Source organism: Cupriavidus pauculus (assembly GCF_008693385.1).
In the GTDB taxonomy this organism is placed as follows: domain Bacteria; phylum Pseudomonadota; class Gammaproteobacteria; order Burkholderiales; family Burkholderiaceae; genus Cupriavidus; species Cupriavidus pauculus_D.
This window is the reverse complement of the sequence record NZ_CP044065.1, coordinates 2302524-2316540: the sequence shown is the minus strand read 5'-3', so window position 1 is coordinate 2316540 and position 14017 is coordinate 2302524. Positions and strand designations below refer to the sequence as shown.

Below are 14017 nucleotides of genomic sequence, written 5' to 3'. Positions count from 1 at the left end.
TTTTGTGTTCGCAGCTACGGACCCGACCGCGGTCCGTGGTTTCACACTCGTTGCGCGGCGTCGATGGACTGCGAAAACCGCCGCGACCGTAAAGGAAACCCAGATGAATGACATCAATCCCGCCTTCGTCATGCCCGACGTGCAATCGAGCCTGGATACCCGCCAGATTCCGATCGAGCGCGTAGGGGTGCGCGGCGTCCGTTATCCGCTGTCGGTGAAGACGCCGAACGGCGTGGTGGCCACGGTCGGCACGTTCGACCTCGACGTGCGCCTGCCGGCGGACCAGAAGGGGACGCATATGTCGCGCTTTGTGGCACTGCTCGAGGAAGAGCAGGCGCCGCTGGACCTTGGGGGGTTTCGCGCGATGATGGACAGCATGTTGACGCGGCTCGAGGCCGACGCGGGCCGTATCTCGGTGCGTTTCCCGTACTTCATCTCGAAGACCGCGCCCGTGTCGGGCGTGCAGTCGCTGATGGACTACGAGGTCACGCTGACCGCCGAGGCGCGCGACGGCCAGACGCGCGTGTTCCTGACCGCGCTGGTGCCCGTGACGAGCCTGTGCCCGTGCTCGAAGAAGATTTCGCAGTACGGCGCGCACAACCAGCGCTCGCACATCACGATGAAGGTGGAACTCGCGCAGGAACTGCCGGTGGAAGCGCTGGTGCGGATGGCCGAGGAAGAAGCGTCGTGCGAACTGTGGGGCCTGCTCAAGCGCCCGGACGAGAAGTTCGTGACCGAGCGCGCCTACGAGAACCCGAAGTTCGTGGAAGACCTCGTGCGCGACATCGCCATGCGCCTGAACGCGGACGACCGCATTGCCGCATACACGCTCGAGGCCGAGAACTTCGAATCGATCCACAACCACAGCGCCTACGCGCTGATCGAGCGCGACAAGCGCGTGGCCTGAGCGAGCAGGCCTGGATCAGGCCGGCAGCCTGATATCGGCCAGATCCCAGCGCGGCGTCACGCCGTAATCGTAGTCGTGACGCGCGAGCTGGGGTGCGGCCGATAGCCGCATCGCGCCGGCAAACGCGATCATCGCGCCGTTGTCCGTGCAGAACGCGAGGTCGGGGTAGTAGACCTGCGCACGCCGCGCCTTCGCCATCTGATTGAGCCGTTCGCGCAGCTGGCGGTTCGCGCCGACACCGCCGGCAACCACCAGCCGCTTGTGTCCGGTCTGCTTGAGCGCGGCCATCGACTTGGCCGCGAGCACATCGACGATCGCATCGACGAACGCGCGCGCCAGGTTCGCGCGGTCCTGCTCGCAGGCGTTGCCGAGCTTGCGCGTCTGTGTCAGGACTGCCGTCTTGAGCCCCGCGAACGAGAAATCGAGATTGCCCGAATGCAGCATCGGCCGGGGCAGTTCGAACGCGCCGGGCGTACCGAACTCGGCCAGCCGCGACACTTCCGGGCCGCCCGGGTATCCGAGGCCAAGCAGCTTGGCCGTCTTGTCGAACGCTTCGCCGGCCGCATCGTCGAGCGTCTCTCCAAGCAGCGTGTAATCGCCGACGCCCTTGACCTCCATCAGTTGCGTATGGCCGCCGGAGACCAGCAGCGCGACGAACGGGAACGGCGGCGGCGCATCGGTCAGCAGCGGCGACAGCAGATGGCCTTCCAGATGGTGCACGCCGACCATCGGCACACCGAGCGCAAAGCCCAGCGCATTGGCGACCGAGGCGCCGACCAGCAGCGCGCCGGCGAGCCCGGGTCCCTGCGTGAAGGCGATGGCATCGATATCGGCGCGCGTGCGCCCCGCATCGTCGAGCGTCTGCCGCAGCAGCGGCAGCACGCGGCGGATATGGTCGCGCGAGGCCAGTTCGGGCACGACGCCGCCATAGTCGCGATGCATCGCGATCTGCGAGTGCAAGGCGTGAGAGAGCAGACCTGCCTCGGTGTCGTAGAGGGCGAGGCCGGTTTCGTCACACGAGGATTCGATGCCGAGCACGAGCATGGGATGGATGGCGCCGGAAAAACGGATAAATCGGAAGGGCAGCAGGGTAGCACAGCGGCGCCGGGCATGCCGGACGCTACAATCTGCGCTTCTTTGGATGGGGTAACGATGACTTCAGGCAGGAACGACCGGTTCGACGTGGCGGTGCTTGGCGCGGGCGCGGCCGGCATGATGTGTGCCGCCGTGGCCGGGCAGCGGGGCGCGCGCGTGGTGCTGATCGACCATGCAACGCGCATCGCCGAGAAGATCCGCATCTCCGGCGGCGGCCGCTGCAACTTCACGAACCTGCAGGCGGGTCCCGCCAACTACCTGTCGTCCAACCCGCATTTCAGCCGCTCCGCGCTGGCCCGCTACACGCCGCAGGACTTCCTTGCGCTGATGCGCCGCTACGACATCGGCTGGCACGAGAAGCACCGCGGCCAGCTGTTCTGCAACGAAAGCGCCGAAGACGTGATCGGCATGCTGCGCGCCGAGTGCGACGCGGGCGGCGTGCAGTGGCGCACCGGCTGCGGCATCGAGGAGGTCCGGCGCGAAGGCGACGATTATCTGCTGGTCACCACGCAGGGCACGGTGCGCGCGGGCGCGCTCGTGGTCGCCACGGGCGGACTCTCGATCCCGAAGATCGGCGCCACGGACCTCGGCTACCGCATCGCCCGGCAATTCGGCCTCAAGATCGTGGAAACCCGCCCGGCGCTCGTGCCGCTGACGTTCGATGGCCAGGCGTGGCAGCCATTCGTGCCGCTGGCGGGCGTGTCGATGGAGGTCGATATCGCGACGGGCAGCGGCAAGACCGCCGGCGCGTTCAAGGAGGACCTGCTGTGGACGCACCGGGGGCTGTCGGGCCCGGCCGTGCTGCAGATCTCCAGTTTCTGGCGGCCCGGCACGCCGATCGATATCGACCTGTTCGACGGCGAGGATGCCGCGGAATGGCTGATCGGCCACAAGCGTGGCAGCCGCAAGCATCTGGCGAACCTGCTGGCGGAGCGGCTTCCCTCGCGGCTGGCCGACGCCTGGTGCGCGGCCGCGGGCCTCCCCGGCGCCCAGTCCGTGGCGGATCTGCCCGACAAGGCGCTGCGGCAGCTCGGTGCCGCGCTCAATCGCTGGCAACTGGTGCCATCGGGCACCGAGGGTTACCGGAAAGCCGAGGTGACCATCGGCGGGGTGGACACGCGTGGGCTGTCTTCCACGACCATGATGGCGCGCGAAGTGCCCGGCCTCTACTTTATCGGCGAGGTCGTGGACGTGACGGGCTGGCTCGGTGGATACAACTTCCAGTGGGCGTGGGCCTCGGCCGTGGCGGCCGGGGAGGCGGCGTCCGAGGCGACTGTTGCGTCGCTGGCACGCCAATAGCCGCGTGCCGCCATGCGCGTGCGCCGTCACAGGCCTTGCGCTACAATCGGCGCTTCGTAAAACCGCCGGCCCAGCCGCTAGCAGCACTCGTCGGAACCTCGCCGGTCCTTCTTTTTTGGCCAAATGACTACCATTCGCCTCAAGGAAAACGAACCGTTCGAAGTCGCGATGCGCCGCTTCAAGCGGACCATCGAGAAGACGGGCCTGATCACCGAACTGCGCGCGCGAGAGTTTTACGAGAAGCCCACAGCCGAGCGCAAGCGCAAGAAGGCGGCCGCGGAAAAGCGCCACTACAAGCGCATTCGCAGCCAGATGCTGCCGAAAAAGCTGTACTGATCGCCGGTTTCGCGTCAGCATCGAGGACCCGCTCATGAGGACCCGCCTGGAGCCAGGCTCCGGCGGGTTTTTGCATTTTTCCGGAATTCTGCCATGTCTCTCAAAGCACAGATCAATGATGATATGAAGGCTGCCATGCGCGCCCGCGAAACGGACCGTCTCGGGACGATCCGCCTGCTGCTGGCCGCGATCAAGCAGCGCGAGGTCGACGAGCGCATCGAGCTCGACGACACGGCCGTGACGGCCGTCGTGGAAAAGCTGATCAAGCAGCGCAAGGATTCGATCACGCAGTTCGAGGCCGCAAACCGCCAGGATCTGGCGGACAAGGAGAAGGCCGAGGTCGTGGTGCTGCAGGCCTATATGCCGGCCGCCCTGTCCGATGCCGAGGTCGCCGCGGAAGTGCAGAAGGCTGTCACCGAGACCGGCGCCGCCGGTCCGCAAGACATGGGCAAGGTCATGGGCGTGCTCAAGGGCCGCCTGGCTGGCCGCGCGGACATGACCGCCGTGTCGGGCCTCGTAAAAGCCGCGCTCGCCCCCAAGTAAGGTGGGTCCCGGGCGGGTGCCAGGGCGCGGGCGGATGGCTTCGGCGCGCGATTGCTTCAGAGTGTAATAGTCAGCATGCTTATCGATTTAGCCGGTGGCTTCGCGGAAGTTGCCGGCAGATGCTGACTTTGTCGGGCGGTCCGTTGTCTGTGCACTACAATCCATTGCATCAATGAAACACGGTGACCGGGCGCTGCCCGGTCGAAGTGTTTTTAGCCATCCATTCCAATAATATGGCCGCCGGACTTTCCGGCCGGTCAAGCCATCAGGACGGTCAGTCGGGTGATTCCGCAATCCTTTATTCAGGACCTGCTCAACCGTGTCGACATTGTCGATGTGGTGGGCAAGTATGTGCAGCTGAAAAAGGGCGGCGCCAACTTCATGGGCCTGTGCCCGTTCCATAACGAGAAGTCGCCGTCCTTTACGGTCTCCCCGACCAAGCAGTTCTATCACTGCTTCGGTTGCGGCGCGCATGGCTCGGCCATCGGCTTCCTGATGGAGTATTCGGGCCAGTCCTATCCCGACGCGGTGCGCGAGCTGGCCCAGTCCGTCGGGCTCAGCGTGCCCGAGGAGCGCGATCGCCTGCCGCCCGCCCAGCGCGCGGAGCAGCAGGCGCGCTCCCTCGCGCTCTCCGACGCCATGACGCGCGCCACCGAGTTCTATCGCCGCCAGTTGCGCGGCGCGCAGACGGCCGTGCAGTACCTCAAGGGGCGTGGGCTGACCGGCGAGATTGCCGCGCACTTCGGCCTGGGCTACGCACCGGACGACTGGCAGGGGCTGGAGGCCGTCTTCGGCAGTTTCCGCGACGATGCGATCGCCGGGCCCCTCATCGAGGCGGGCCTGCTGATCGAGAGCAGCGACAAGCGCGATGCCGACGGCAAGCCGCGCCGATATGACCGGTTCCGCGACCGCATCATGTTCCCGATCCGCAATACGAAGGGCGCGGTCATCGGGTTCGGCGGCCGCGTCATCGGCCAGGGCGAGCCAAAGTACCTCAATTCCCCCGAAACGCCGCTCTTCAGCAAGGGTACCGAGCTCTACGGCCTGTTCGAGGCGCGGCACGCGATTCGGGAAACCGGCTACGTTCTCGTGGTCGAAGGCTATATGGACGTGGTGGCGCTTGCGCAACTTGGGTTTGCCAACGCCGTGGCGACGCTGGGTACCGCGTGCACGCCCGTGCATGTGCAGAAGCTTTTGCGCCAGACCGACGCCGTGGTGTTCTCGTTCGACGGCGACGCCGCGGGCCGGCGTGCCGCGCGGCGTGCGCTCGAGGCTTGCCTGCCGCATGTGGCGGACAACAAGACCATCCGGTTTCTCTTTCTGCCGGCCGAGCACGACCCCGATAGCTATGTGCGCGAGCAGGGCACCGATGCCTTTGCCGCGCAGGTGCGCGACGCGATGCCGCTCTCGCGCTTCCTGTTGCAGGTGGCCACGGAAGAGCAGGACCTGCGTCAGGCCGAAGGCCGCGCACGGGCGCAGTTCGAGGCCAAGCCGATGCTGCAGGCAATGCCCGCGGGTGGGCTCCGGCTACAGATTGTCCGTGAACTTGCCGATGCCACGGGTACGACTCCCGCGGAAATCGAGGCGATCTGCGGGCTCGGCAGCGATGCGTCGCGCGTCGGCCGCTATGCGGCGCCGCGCCCGCGAGCCCGCCGGCAGGCCCCCACGGCGCTGGAGCAGCGCGTGGTGCAGTTGCTGATGACGTATCCGTCCCTCGCGGCGCGGCTCGACGGCGATGCGCGGGCACTGCTGCTGGATAACGAGCGGCCCGAGTCGGAAGTGCTCGCGCACCTGGTCGCGGCCTGCGAGGGTATCGAGGGGCCCGCGAATTTCGCGGCGTTCAGCGAGCAGCTGGCGCAGTCGCCGTATGCCGAGGTCTATGCCGCGGCGCGGGCGGCCGTGTTGCGGGAGGACATCGAAGAGGAGCCGGCGACACTGGAATTCGATGGCGCCGTCCACAAGTTATTGGCAGAGCCGCTGAAACGCGAACTCGACGCGCTGCAGGCGGCCGTCATCGCCGGCACGGCCGACGAGGCGGACAAGACACGCCTGCGCTGGCTCGTGACCGAGGTTCAGCAGCGACGGCAGATTGGATACAGGGGCCCGCAAGCCGACGACTAAGCGACGACTGAGGCGGCGAAGGCGGTAGTAGCGGTATGGCAAGAGCGGCCCGCGATGGCCAAGCGACAAGCCCCGGGTCCCGGTTTGTCATGCTTAAGCCTTGATTTTTCAGGTGAAAACCATACCTGACAGGAAGCCGGGGGGTAGCGACGTGCTACAATGCCCGGTTTGGATTGCGAAATCTCTCTCCAGTTCTGGCGAAAGTGAGCGTGCCAATGGCAAAGGCCAAAGCAACCGATGTGACTCATAGCCCATCCGGCGAAGAGTCCACCAAAGCTCCCCCTACCGGGAGCGGCAAGGCGTCCGTGAAAGCAACGGCGGCGAAGACTTCGACCGCGACAGTCAGGACGACACAGGCCCGGTCTGCGCCATCAAAGTCCGCCCGTGGTGCTTCCGCACCCGACGAGACCACCGCCGCCAGGAATCGCATATCCGAAAGTAACAAGCCCTCGACTTCGGCACGCGAGAGCAACAGCGCCAATACTAGCGGCAAAAGCGCCGCTGCATCAGTGAAAGGCAAGAGTATCACCGTGGCGAAACAGCAGAATACCGAAGTCGAGAGCAAGCGTGCGGCCAGCGCCAGCACGCGGACAGGCACCGCCCGTAGTGGCGAGGCCGCCGCGGCGCCCAAGGCTCGTGCCGTGACACCCGCACCCGCTGCATCGGAGCATCCTTCCGCGCCGGCCGTCAAGCCGGAGCCGAAGAAGCGTGGCCGGAAACCGAAGGCCGCCGAAGCGCAGCAAGACGACAGCACTACTGAAGACGTGACTGAAGAGTTTGAAAACGATACGCCCGCGGTGACGACCACCGCTGCGCCCAAGACGGAAAAGCAGAAGGCCAAGGACCGCAAGGCCAAGGAAAAGGCGCTGCTGAAGGAGTTCGCCTCGACCCAGCAGGGTACCGAGGAAGAACTCGAACTCCGTCGCCAGAAGCTCAAGGCGCTGATCAAGCTGGGCAAGTCGCGCGGCTACCTGACCTACGCGGAAATCAACGATCACCTGCCGGACGACATGGTCGATTCGGAAACGATCGACACGCTGGTCGCCACGCTGAACGACATCGGTATCGCCGTCTACGAACAGGCGCCGGATGCCGAGACGCTGCTGCTCAACGACAACGCACCGTCCGCCACGAGCGAGGAAGAAGCCGAAGAGGAAGCGGAAGCCGCCCTCTCGACGGTGGACTCCGAGTTCGGCCGTACCACCGACCCCGTCCGCATGTATATGCGCGAGATGGGTACCGTGGAACTGCTGACGCGCGAAGGTGAAATCGAGATTGCCAAGCGGATCGAAGCGGGCCTCAAGGACATGGTCATGGCCATTTCCGCGTGCCCGGTCACGATCTCGGAAATCCTCGCCTACGCGGACCGCGTGCGCAACGACGAGATCAAGATCGACGAGTTCGTCGACGGCCTGATCGACCCGAATGCCGAGGAAGTCCAGGAGTCGGCCGCGAACGCCGCTTCGGCTGCCGAGGACGAGGACATCGAGGCCGACGAGGAAAGCGACGGCGACGAGGACGAGGACGACGACAGCGGTGCTGGCGGCGGTGCCTCCGCGCGCCAGCTCGAAGAGCTCAAGGTTGCCGCGCTCGAGAAGTTCCACGCGATTGCCGACCAGTTCGACAAGATGCGCCGCGCGTTCGAGAAGGAAGGCTACAAGTCCAAGCCTTACGTGAAGGCGCAGGAAGCCATTCAGGCCGAACTGATGGGCATCCGCTTTACCGCGCGTAACGTCGAGCGTCTGTGCGACACGCTGCGTGGCCAGGTGGACGAGGTGCGCAAGCTGGAACGCGCGATCCTGAACATCGTGGTCGACAAGTGCGGCATGCCGCGTTCGGAATTCGTGCAGCGTTTCCCGGGCAACGAGACGAACCTGGACTGGATCCAGACCATCGTGGCCGACAACAAGGGCTACAGCCAGATCGTCGAGCGCAACGTGCCGGCCGTGCACGAACTGCAGCAGAAGCTGATCGACCTGCAGGCCCGCGTGGTGCTGCCGCTGAAGGAACTGAAGGACGTCAACCGCAAGATGTCGGAAGGCGAGAAGCGCGCGCGTGAAGCCAAGCGCGAGATGACCGAGGCCAACCTGCGCCTTGTGATCTCGATCGCCAAGAAGTACACGAACCGCGGTCTGCAGTTCCTCGACCTGATTCAGGAAGGCAACATCGGCCTGATGAAGGCCGTGGACAAGTTCGAATACCGTCGCGGCTACAAGTTCTCCACGTACGCCACGTGGTGGATTCGCCAGGCCATCACGCGTTCGATCGCGGATCAGGCGCGCACCATCCGTATTCCGGTGCACATGATCGAGACGATCAACAAGATGAACCGCATCTCGCGTCAGATCCTGCAGGAAACCGGCAACGAGCCGGATCCGGCAACGCTGGCCGAGAAGATGGAGATGCCGGAAGACAAGATCCGCAAGATCATGAAGATCGCGAAGGAACCGATCTCCATGGAAACGCCGATCGGTGACGACGACGACTCGCATCTGGGCGACTTCATCGAGGACACGAACACGCTGGCCCCGGCCGAGGCCGCGCTCCATGGTTCCATGCGCGATGTCGTGAAGGACGTGCTGGACTCGCTGACGCCGCGCGAAGCCAAGGTGCTGCGCATGCGCTTCGGTATCGAAATGAGCACGGACCACACGCTGGAAGAAGTCGGCAAGCAGTTCGACGTCACGCGTGAACGGATCCGCCAGATCGAGGCCAAGGCCCTGCGCAAGCTGCGCCACCCGAGCCGCTCCGACAAGCTGAAGAGCTTCCTGGAAGGCAACTAAGCCCTTCCAAGGGCCTCTAGCTCATGCCTGGTTAGAGCAGCGGACTCATAATCCGTTGGTGCCGTGTTCGACTCACGGGAGGCCCACCAACTTACCGCAGTACGAAAAAGGGACTACGAGAAATCGTAGTCCCTTTTTTTTCGTCCGTGCGCAGCGTTGGTTATCGGACGACCGTCTTGCCCGCGGGTTTGGCGTGCGGTTCGCCTTCGCTCTGCTGGACCCAATATCCCAGCGCCATGAACACGCTGCCGCCGACGAGGTTGCCCAGCGTGACGAAGACCAGGTTGTGGATGGCGCCGGCCAGCGTGATGGTGTCCGGGTGCGGGCCGAGCAGGGCTAGCGAGAAGACGAACATGTTGGCGACGCTGTGTTCGAACCCGCCGGCCACGAATGCGAAGATGGGCCAGAAGATCATCGCGAGCTTCGTGCTGTCGCTCTGGGTTCTGGCCACCATCCATACCGCGAGGCAGACCAGCCAGTTGCAGAGCACGCCCTTGGCGAACAGTTCCAGCGGTGCTCCGCTCATCTTGGCGTGGGCCACCTTGAAGAACGCGTCGGCGCCGTCGGTCAGCATCACGCCGCCGCCGGCCGCGTGCACGATTGCCGCGAGGAGCGCGGCGCCGATGAGGTTGCCGGTCCAGCTCATGGACCAGACCGTGATGGTGCCGCGGATATCGGTCGTGCCGCGCAGGTTGGCGAGCGGCATCACCATGGCCGTGGACGTGAACAGCTCCGCGCCCGCGAAGATGACGATGGTCAGCGCCGACGCGAAGACGGCGCCCGCGATCAGCCGGGCGTAGGCCGGATCGACGTGCGAGGAAACGGAGAACATCAGGATGTCGCCGAAGCCGATATAGGCGCCGGCCATCATGGCGCCGACGAGATAGGCGAACGGTGCCAGCCGGGCCTTCGACGCCTTGTGGGCGCCGGTCTCGGCAAGCTGCTGGATGGTGTCTTGATACATGGCGAGGAGGGGGGGGCGATGGAGCAGGGGGCGATGGCTTCCGGCGGCGCATTGCATATGCCGCGTGTGAGCAATGATAGTCCTGCGACTGCGGGAAAACCCTGATATTCCCGCGCCGCGCCACTGTACCCTTCGCGTGCGCGTAACTTTGTGTCCCCCGCTTCGGTGCAGCCCCGCGAAAGCGAAACGGATTTATTTTTCGCACGCTGCATCCAAATGGCCCGCTCGTGTGTAGAGCTAGTGCAACCCCATGGTTGCGACAGCCAACATCACCTCGAGGGAGCGTCGTCATGAAACGAATGCTGTTGCTTACCATCCTGGGCTCCGCGGCATTGACCGCGTGTTCGTCGAACAAGCCCATGATGACCAGTACCGCCGCACAACCCAATGCCGTGGCGGAACCGATCCGCGTGCCGGCCGGCCACGCCATGGTCATGCAGACGGTCGGCGCGGGGCAATTGCTCTACGAGTGCAAGCTGAAAGCGAACACCACGGACGCCCATGAATGGACGTTCGTCGGACCGACGGCGACGCTGATGGATCGCAGCGGCAAGACTGTCGGCAAATACTATGGCCCACCGGCCACCTGGGAATCCCTCGATGGGTCGAAAGTCACCGCCACGCAGGTCGCCGTCTCTCCCGCCGGCGCCGGCAATATTCCGCATCAGCTAGTCAAGGCCAACCCCGCGCAGGGGAGTGGGAGCATGTCCGGTGTCACGTATATCCAGCGCGTGGCGACCAAGGGCGGCGCGGCGCCGGGGACGCCGTGCTCCGGTAGTAACGCGGGGGCCAGGCAAACGGTCGAGTATCAGGCGGACTATCTGTTCTGGAAAGCCTCCGCATCGTGACGGGAGGGCAGCGTCAAACGCCTGTTGGCGCGATATGATCGTTGGCAGATCCGGTCCGGGGCATCCGCCCCGGGACGTTCGCGTTGCGCGGGAGGCGCTGTCTTGAACGATTCCATGTCGGCCATGCAGGATGTGTTCGTCCGAGACGTCTTCGACTATGCGGGCGCGATCGCGGGTTGCGCCGCGCGCGATGCGGAGGCATTGCGCCGTCTCTACGATCATGCGTCGCCATATCTGCTCGGCGTTGCGCTACGCATCGTGCGCGACCGCCAGACGGCGGAGGATGTCCTGCACGACGCGTTCGTGAAGATCTGGACGGCCGCGGAAAGCTATGACGATGCGCGCGGTGCCGCGCGCGGCTGGCTGTTCAGCATCGTCCGGCATGAAGCGCTCAACGTCGTGCGGGGCCGCCTGAGGGTGGTGACGCCCGACGAGGAGGCCGCGGAGGCGATCGATGCGGAGGCGTCTTACGCGGCCTCGGTCGGCCGCGCGGACGCCGGGGAGACGCGCGTGCTGATGGGCCGCCTGAACGATTGCCTCGAACACCTCGACGAGCCGCGGCGCAACAGCCTGATGTACGCGTATCTGGACGGGTGCTCCCATAGTGAAATCGCCGCGCGCCTCGGTGCGCCGCTTGGCAGCGTCAAGGCATGGATTCGCCGCGGGCTGCAGGCATTAAGGGAGTGCATGCAATGAGCGCCGGCCCGCCAGATTCGAACCACAATGCGCCCGACGACGGCCACGACGGCCACGACGACGAGATCGATCGTCTCGCGGGCGAGTACGTGCTGGGCACGCTGTCCGATGCCAGCCGGCAGGGCGTGGTGCGCCGCATGGCCACCGATGCGCAGCTGGCCGCGCGCGTGCAGGCATGGGAAGCAAGGCTGCATCCGATGACGGCGCTCGTGGAGCCGGTGCAGCCGGATGCCGCGACGTGGCCGCGTATCGAGGAAACGATTGCCGAGCGTGTCGGCTACCGAGTGCCACCGCCAGTGCGTGCCGACCGGGGGCGGCCGCGCTGGTGGGAGGCACTGCCCGTGTGGCGCGGCTTCGCGCTCGGGGCGTCCGCCTGCGCGGTCGTGCTGGCGGTGCTGCTCGGCCGGCAGATCCTGCAGCCGCCACCGGCGCCACGCTATGTGGTGGTGCTTGCGGAACCGCGCGACAAGACGCCGGGCTGGCTGATCCAGGCGAGTACCTCGCAGAAGATCACGCTGATTCCGCTCGGCGCGCAAGCCGCGCCGCCCGATCGCGCACTGCAGTTCTGGACCAAGGGCGATGACTGGACGGGACCGGTATCGCTGGGTCTCGTGCAGCCGGGGCAGCGCGTGGAAATTCCGTTGGACAAGCTTCCGGCGCTACAACCGAACCAGTTGTTCGAAATCACGCTCGAGCCCGCGACGGGCTCGCCGATCGGCCGGCCGACGGGACCGATTCTTTATATCGGCCGCGCGCTGAAGGTCAGTTAGTCGGCGCCGCCCTAATCCGCGCCACCCTAGTCCGCGCCACCCTAGTCCGCGCCACCCTAATCCGCGCCACCATGTGCGCGGCTCTTGGCCAGGTAGACCTCGTGCAGCGTGATCTTGCGCACTTCGGCCTGGCTCGTGCCGATATGCGTGCGCAGCAGACGCGTGGCTTCGTCGGCGCGGTGCGCGAGGATCGCGCGGAGGATCGCGCCGTGCTCGTCGTAGGTGGCATCGACGCGCGCCTGGCGCGTAAAGTCCAGGCGCCGCACGATGCGGATGCGTTCGGTGACTTCGCGATGCACGCGCGCCATTTCCGTGTTGCCGGCCACGTCGAGTAACGCGCAGTGGAACGCCTCGTCGAGTTCCCCGACATGGGCGAGGTCCGACAGGCGATGCTCGGGCGCGACGAGCCAGATCGCGGCGAGTTCGGCGAGCGCGGTGTCCATGGTCTCGCGATCCATGGTGCACACGCGGCGCACAGCTTCCGTTTCCAGCAGCATGCGCAGTTCGTAGAGCTCGTCGAGCTTGCTGAAGTCGAAGGGCAGCACGCGCCAGCCCGCGCGGAAGCTCACGTCGACGAAACCCTCCTGCTTGAGTCGGAACAGCGCCTGCCGCACGGGTGTGCGGGACACGTGCAGGCGCTCGCAGACCTCCGCCTCGGTGAAGCGGTCGCCCGGAATCAGGCGGAAGTCCGCGATATCGCGCTTGAGCAGGGCATAGACGCTGTCCGCGCGCGAGGTGCGTACATCGTCCGGCAGCACGCGATCGTCGGTCAGGGTGGCGTCGGTCATGATTGACTCGGTGAATGTCGCATCAGTGTACGCCGATTGTCTTCAACGTCTGACCTCGCGCTGGAAGATCTCGAGGCTCTGCCGCTTGGCCGCGACGAAGCTTGCCTGCGACAGCGTTTCCACCGTGCGCGGCCGCGCGTCGGTGTAGTCGAGAATCTCGGCGACGCGGGTCGGACGCTTGGTCAGCAGCAGGATCTGGTCGGCGAGGTACACGGCCTCTTCGAGGTCGTGCGAGACCAGCAGCATCGTGGTGCCCGTCTGCATGAACACTTCCTGCAGCTTCTCGCGGATAAACAGCGTCATCTCGAAGTCGAGCGCCGAGAACGGTTCGTCGAGGAAGAGCACCTCGGGACGCGGCGCGAGCGCGCGCATGATCGACGCGGTCTGCTGCTGGCCGCCCGAGAGTTCATACGGGTAGCGGTGCAGATCGAACTTGACGTCGAACGATGCGACGAGCTCCGCCACGCGGCGATCGACCTCGGCCTTGCTGCGGCCTTCGAGCAGCAGCGGGTAGGCGATATTGTCGATCGTGCGCATCCACGGGAACATCGCCTCGCGATAGTTCTGGAACACGTAGCCGATACGCGTGTCCTTGAGCGACTTGCCGTCGAACAGGATCTCGCCGCGATCGATCGGGATCAGGCCCGCGATCATATTGATCAGCGTGCTCTTGCCGCAGCCGTTGGGGCCGAACACCGAGACGATCTTGCCCTTGGGAATGTCGAGATCGAAGTTCTCGTAGAGCGGCCAGCCGGCAAAGTATTTGGTCAGGCCGCGAATGGTGATATGCGTGCCCGGAGGGCCCGGACGGAACACGGGTGGCGGGACGTCGGCGTGACGGGCGGGCGTGATGACGGCACTCATGAT

The 14017-nt window shown here is 65.5% G+C and carries 13 protein-coding genes and 1 tRNA gene; 10 read left to right on the top strand and 4 right to left on the bottom strand.

The genetic code is table 11. The features are described from left to right. Positions 1 to 103: 103 nt before the first annotated feature. On the top strand, positions 104 to 907 hold the full coding sequence (gene folE2, locus FOB72_RS10645; protein WP_150372481.1) for a GTP cyclohydrolase FolE2: 804 nt from the start codon (positions 104 to 106) through the stop codon (positions 905 to 907). Positions 908 to 922: 15 nt separating this feature from the next. Here the strand turns inward: folE2 and tsaD are convergent, their stop codons facing one another. Beyond that, on the bottom strand, positions 923 to 1951 hold the full coding sequence (gene tsaD / locus FOB72_RS10640; protein ID WP_150372480.1) for a tRNA (adenosine(37)-N6)-threonylcarbamoyltransferase complex transferase subunit TsaD: 1029 nt from the start codon (positions 1949 to 1951) through the stop codon (positions 923 to 925). A gap of 108 nt (positions 1952 to 2059) precedes the next feature. On the opposite strand from tsaD, the gene FOB72_RS10635 reads away from it, so the two are divergent. From FOB72_RS10635 to FOB72_RS10610, 6 genes are all read left to right on the top strand, one after another. Then, complete coding sequence (locus tag FOB72_RS10635; RefSeq protein WP_150372479.1) at positions 2060 to 3301, top strand: NAD(P)/FAD-dependent oxidoreductase; 1242 nt, start codon at positions 2060 to 2062, stop codon at positions 3299 to 3301. Between the two features lie 123 nt (positions 3302 to 3424). Beyond that, positions 3425 to 3637, top strand: coding sequence for a 30S ribosomal protein S21 (rpsU, locus tag FOB72_RS10630; protein ID WP_109581792.1), 213 nt, complete (start codon positions 3425 to 3427; stop codon positions 3635 to 3637). Between the two features lie 93 nt (positions 3638 to 3730). Beyond that, complete coding sequence (locus tag FOB72_RS10625; RefSeq protein WP_150372478.1) at positions 3731 to 4180, top strand: GatB/YqeY domain-containing protein; 450 nt, start codon at positions 3731 to 3733, stop codon at positions 4178 to 4180. 282 nt (positions 4181 to 4462) lie between these two features. Beyond that, complete coding sequence (gene dnaG / locus FOB72_RS10620) at positions 4463 to 6301, top strand: DNA primase (RefSeq protein ID WP_150372477.1); 1839 nt, start codon at positions 4463 to 4465, stop codon at positions 6299 to 6301. 215 nt (positions 6302 to 6516) lie between these two features. Beyond that, positions 6517 to 9084 (top strand): RNA polymerase sigma factor RpoD, encoded by a 2568-nt coding sequence (gene rpoD / locus FOB72_RS10615; protein WP_411859789.1) that lies wholly within the window; start codon positions 6517 to 6519, stop codon positions 9082 to 9084. Positions 9085 to 9094: 10 nt separating this feature from the next. Next, positions 9095 to 9173 (top strand) — tRNA-Ile (locus FOB72_RS10610). Between the two features lie 71 nt (positions 9174 to 9244). Here the strand turns inward: FOB72_RS10610 and FOB72_RS10605 are convergent. Then, positions 9245 to 10048, bottom strand: a complete 804-nt coding sequence (locus FOB72_RS10605; protein WP_150372475.1) for a formate/nitrite transporter family protein — start codon at positions 10046 to 10048, stop codon at positions 9245 to 9247. Positions 10049 to 10338: 290 nt separating this feature from the next. Here FOB72_RS10605 and FOB72_RS10600 point away from each other — a divergent pair, with 290 nt between their 5' ends. From FOB72_RS10600 to FOB72_RS10590, 3 genes are all read left to right on the top strand, one after another. Then, complete coding sequence (locus FOB72_RS10600) at positions 10339 to 10896, top strand: DUF3455 domain-containing protein (RefSeq protein ID WP_223851298.1); 558 nt, start codon at positions 10339 to 10341, stop codon at positions 10894 to 10896. A gap of 114 nt (positions 10897 to 11010) precedes the next feature. Then, entirely contained in the window at positions 11011 to 11592 is a 582-nt protein-coding gene (locus tag FOB72_RS10595; protein ID WP_150373856.1) for a sigma-70 family RNA polymerase sigma factor, read from the top strand. After that, the gene (locus FOB72_RS10590; RefSeq protein ID WP_150372474.1) at positions 11589 to 12362 is read left to right on the top strand and encodes an anti-sigma factor domain-containing protein; all 774 of its coding nucleotides are present in this window, start codon (positions 11589 to 11591) and stop codon (positions 12360 to 12362) included. The genes FOB72_RS10595 and FOB72_RS10590 overlap by 4 nt, the downstream gene beginning before the upstream one ends. Positions 12363 to 12418: 56 nt before the next feature. On the opposite strand, the gene FOB72_RS10585 is transcribed toward FOB72_RS10590, so the two are convergent. Continuing rightward, positions 12419 to 13150, bottom strand: a complete 732-nt coding sequence (locus tag FOB72_RS10585; RefSeq protein ID WP_150372473.1) for a GntR family transcriptional regulator — start codon at positions 13148 to 13150, stop codon at positions 12419 to 12421. 42 nt (positions 13151 to 13192) lie between these two features. Next, positions 13193 to 14014: an ABC transporter ATP-binding protein gene (locus FOB72_RS10580; protein WP_150372472.1), complete on the bottom strand. Its 822-nt coding sequence runs from the start codon at positions 14012 to 14014 to the stop codon at positions 13193 to 13195. Positions 14015 to 14017 lie beyond the last annotated feature (3 nt).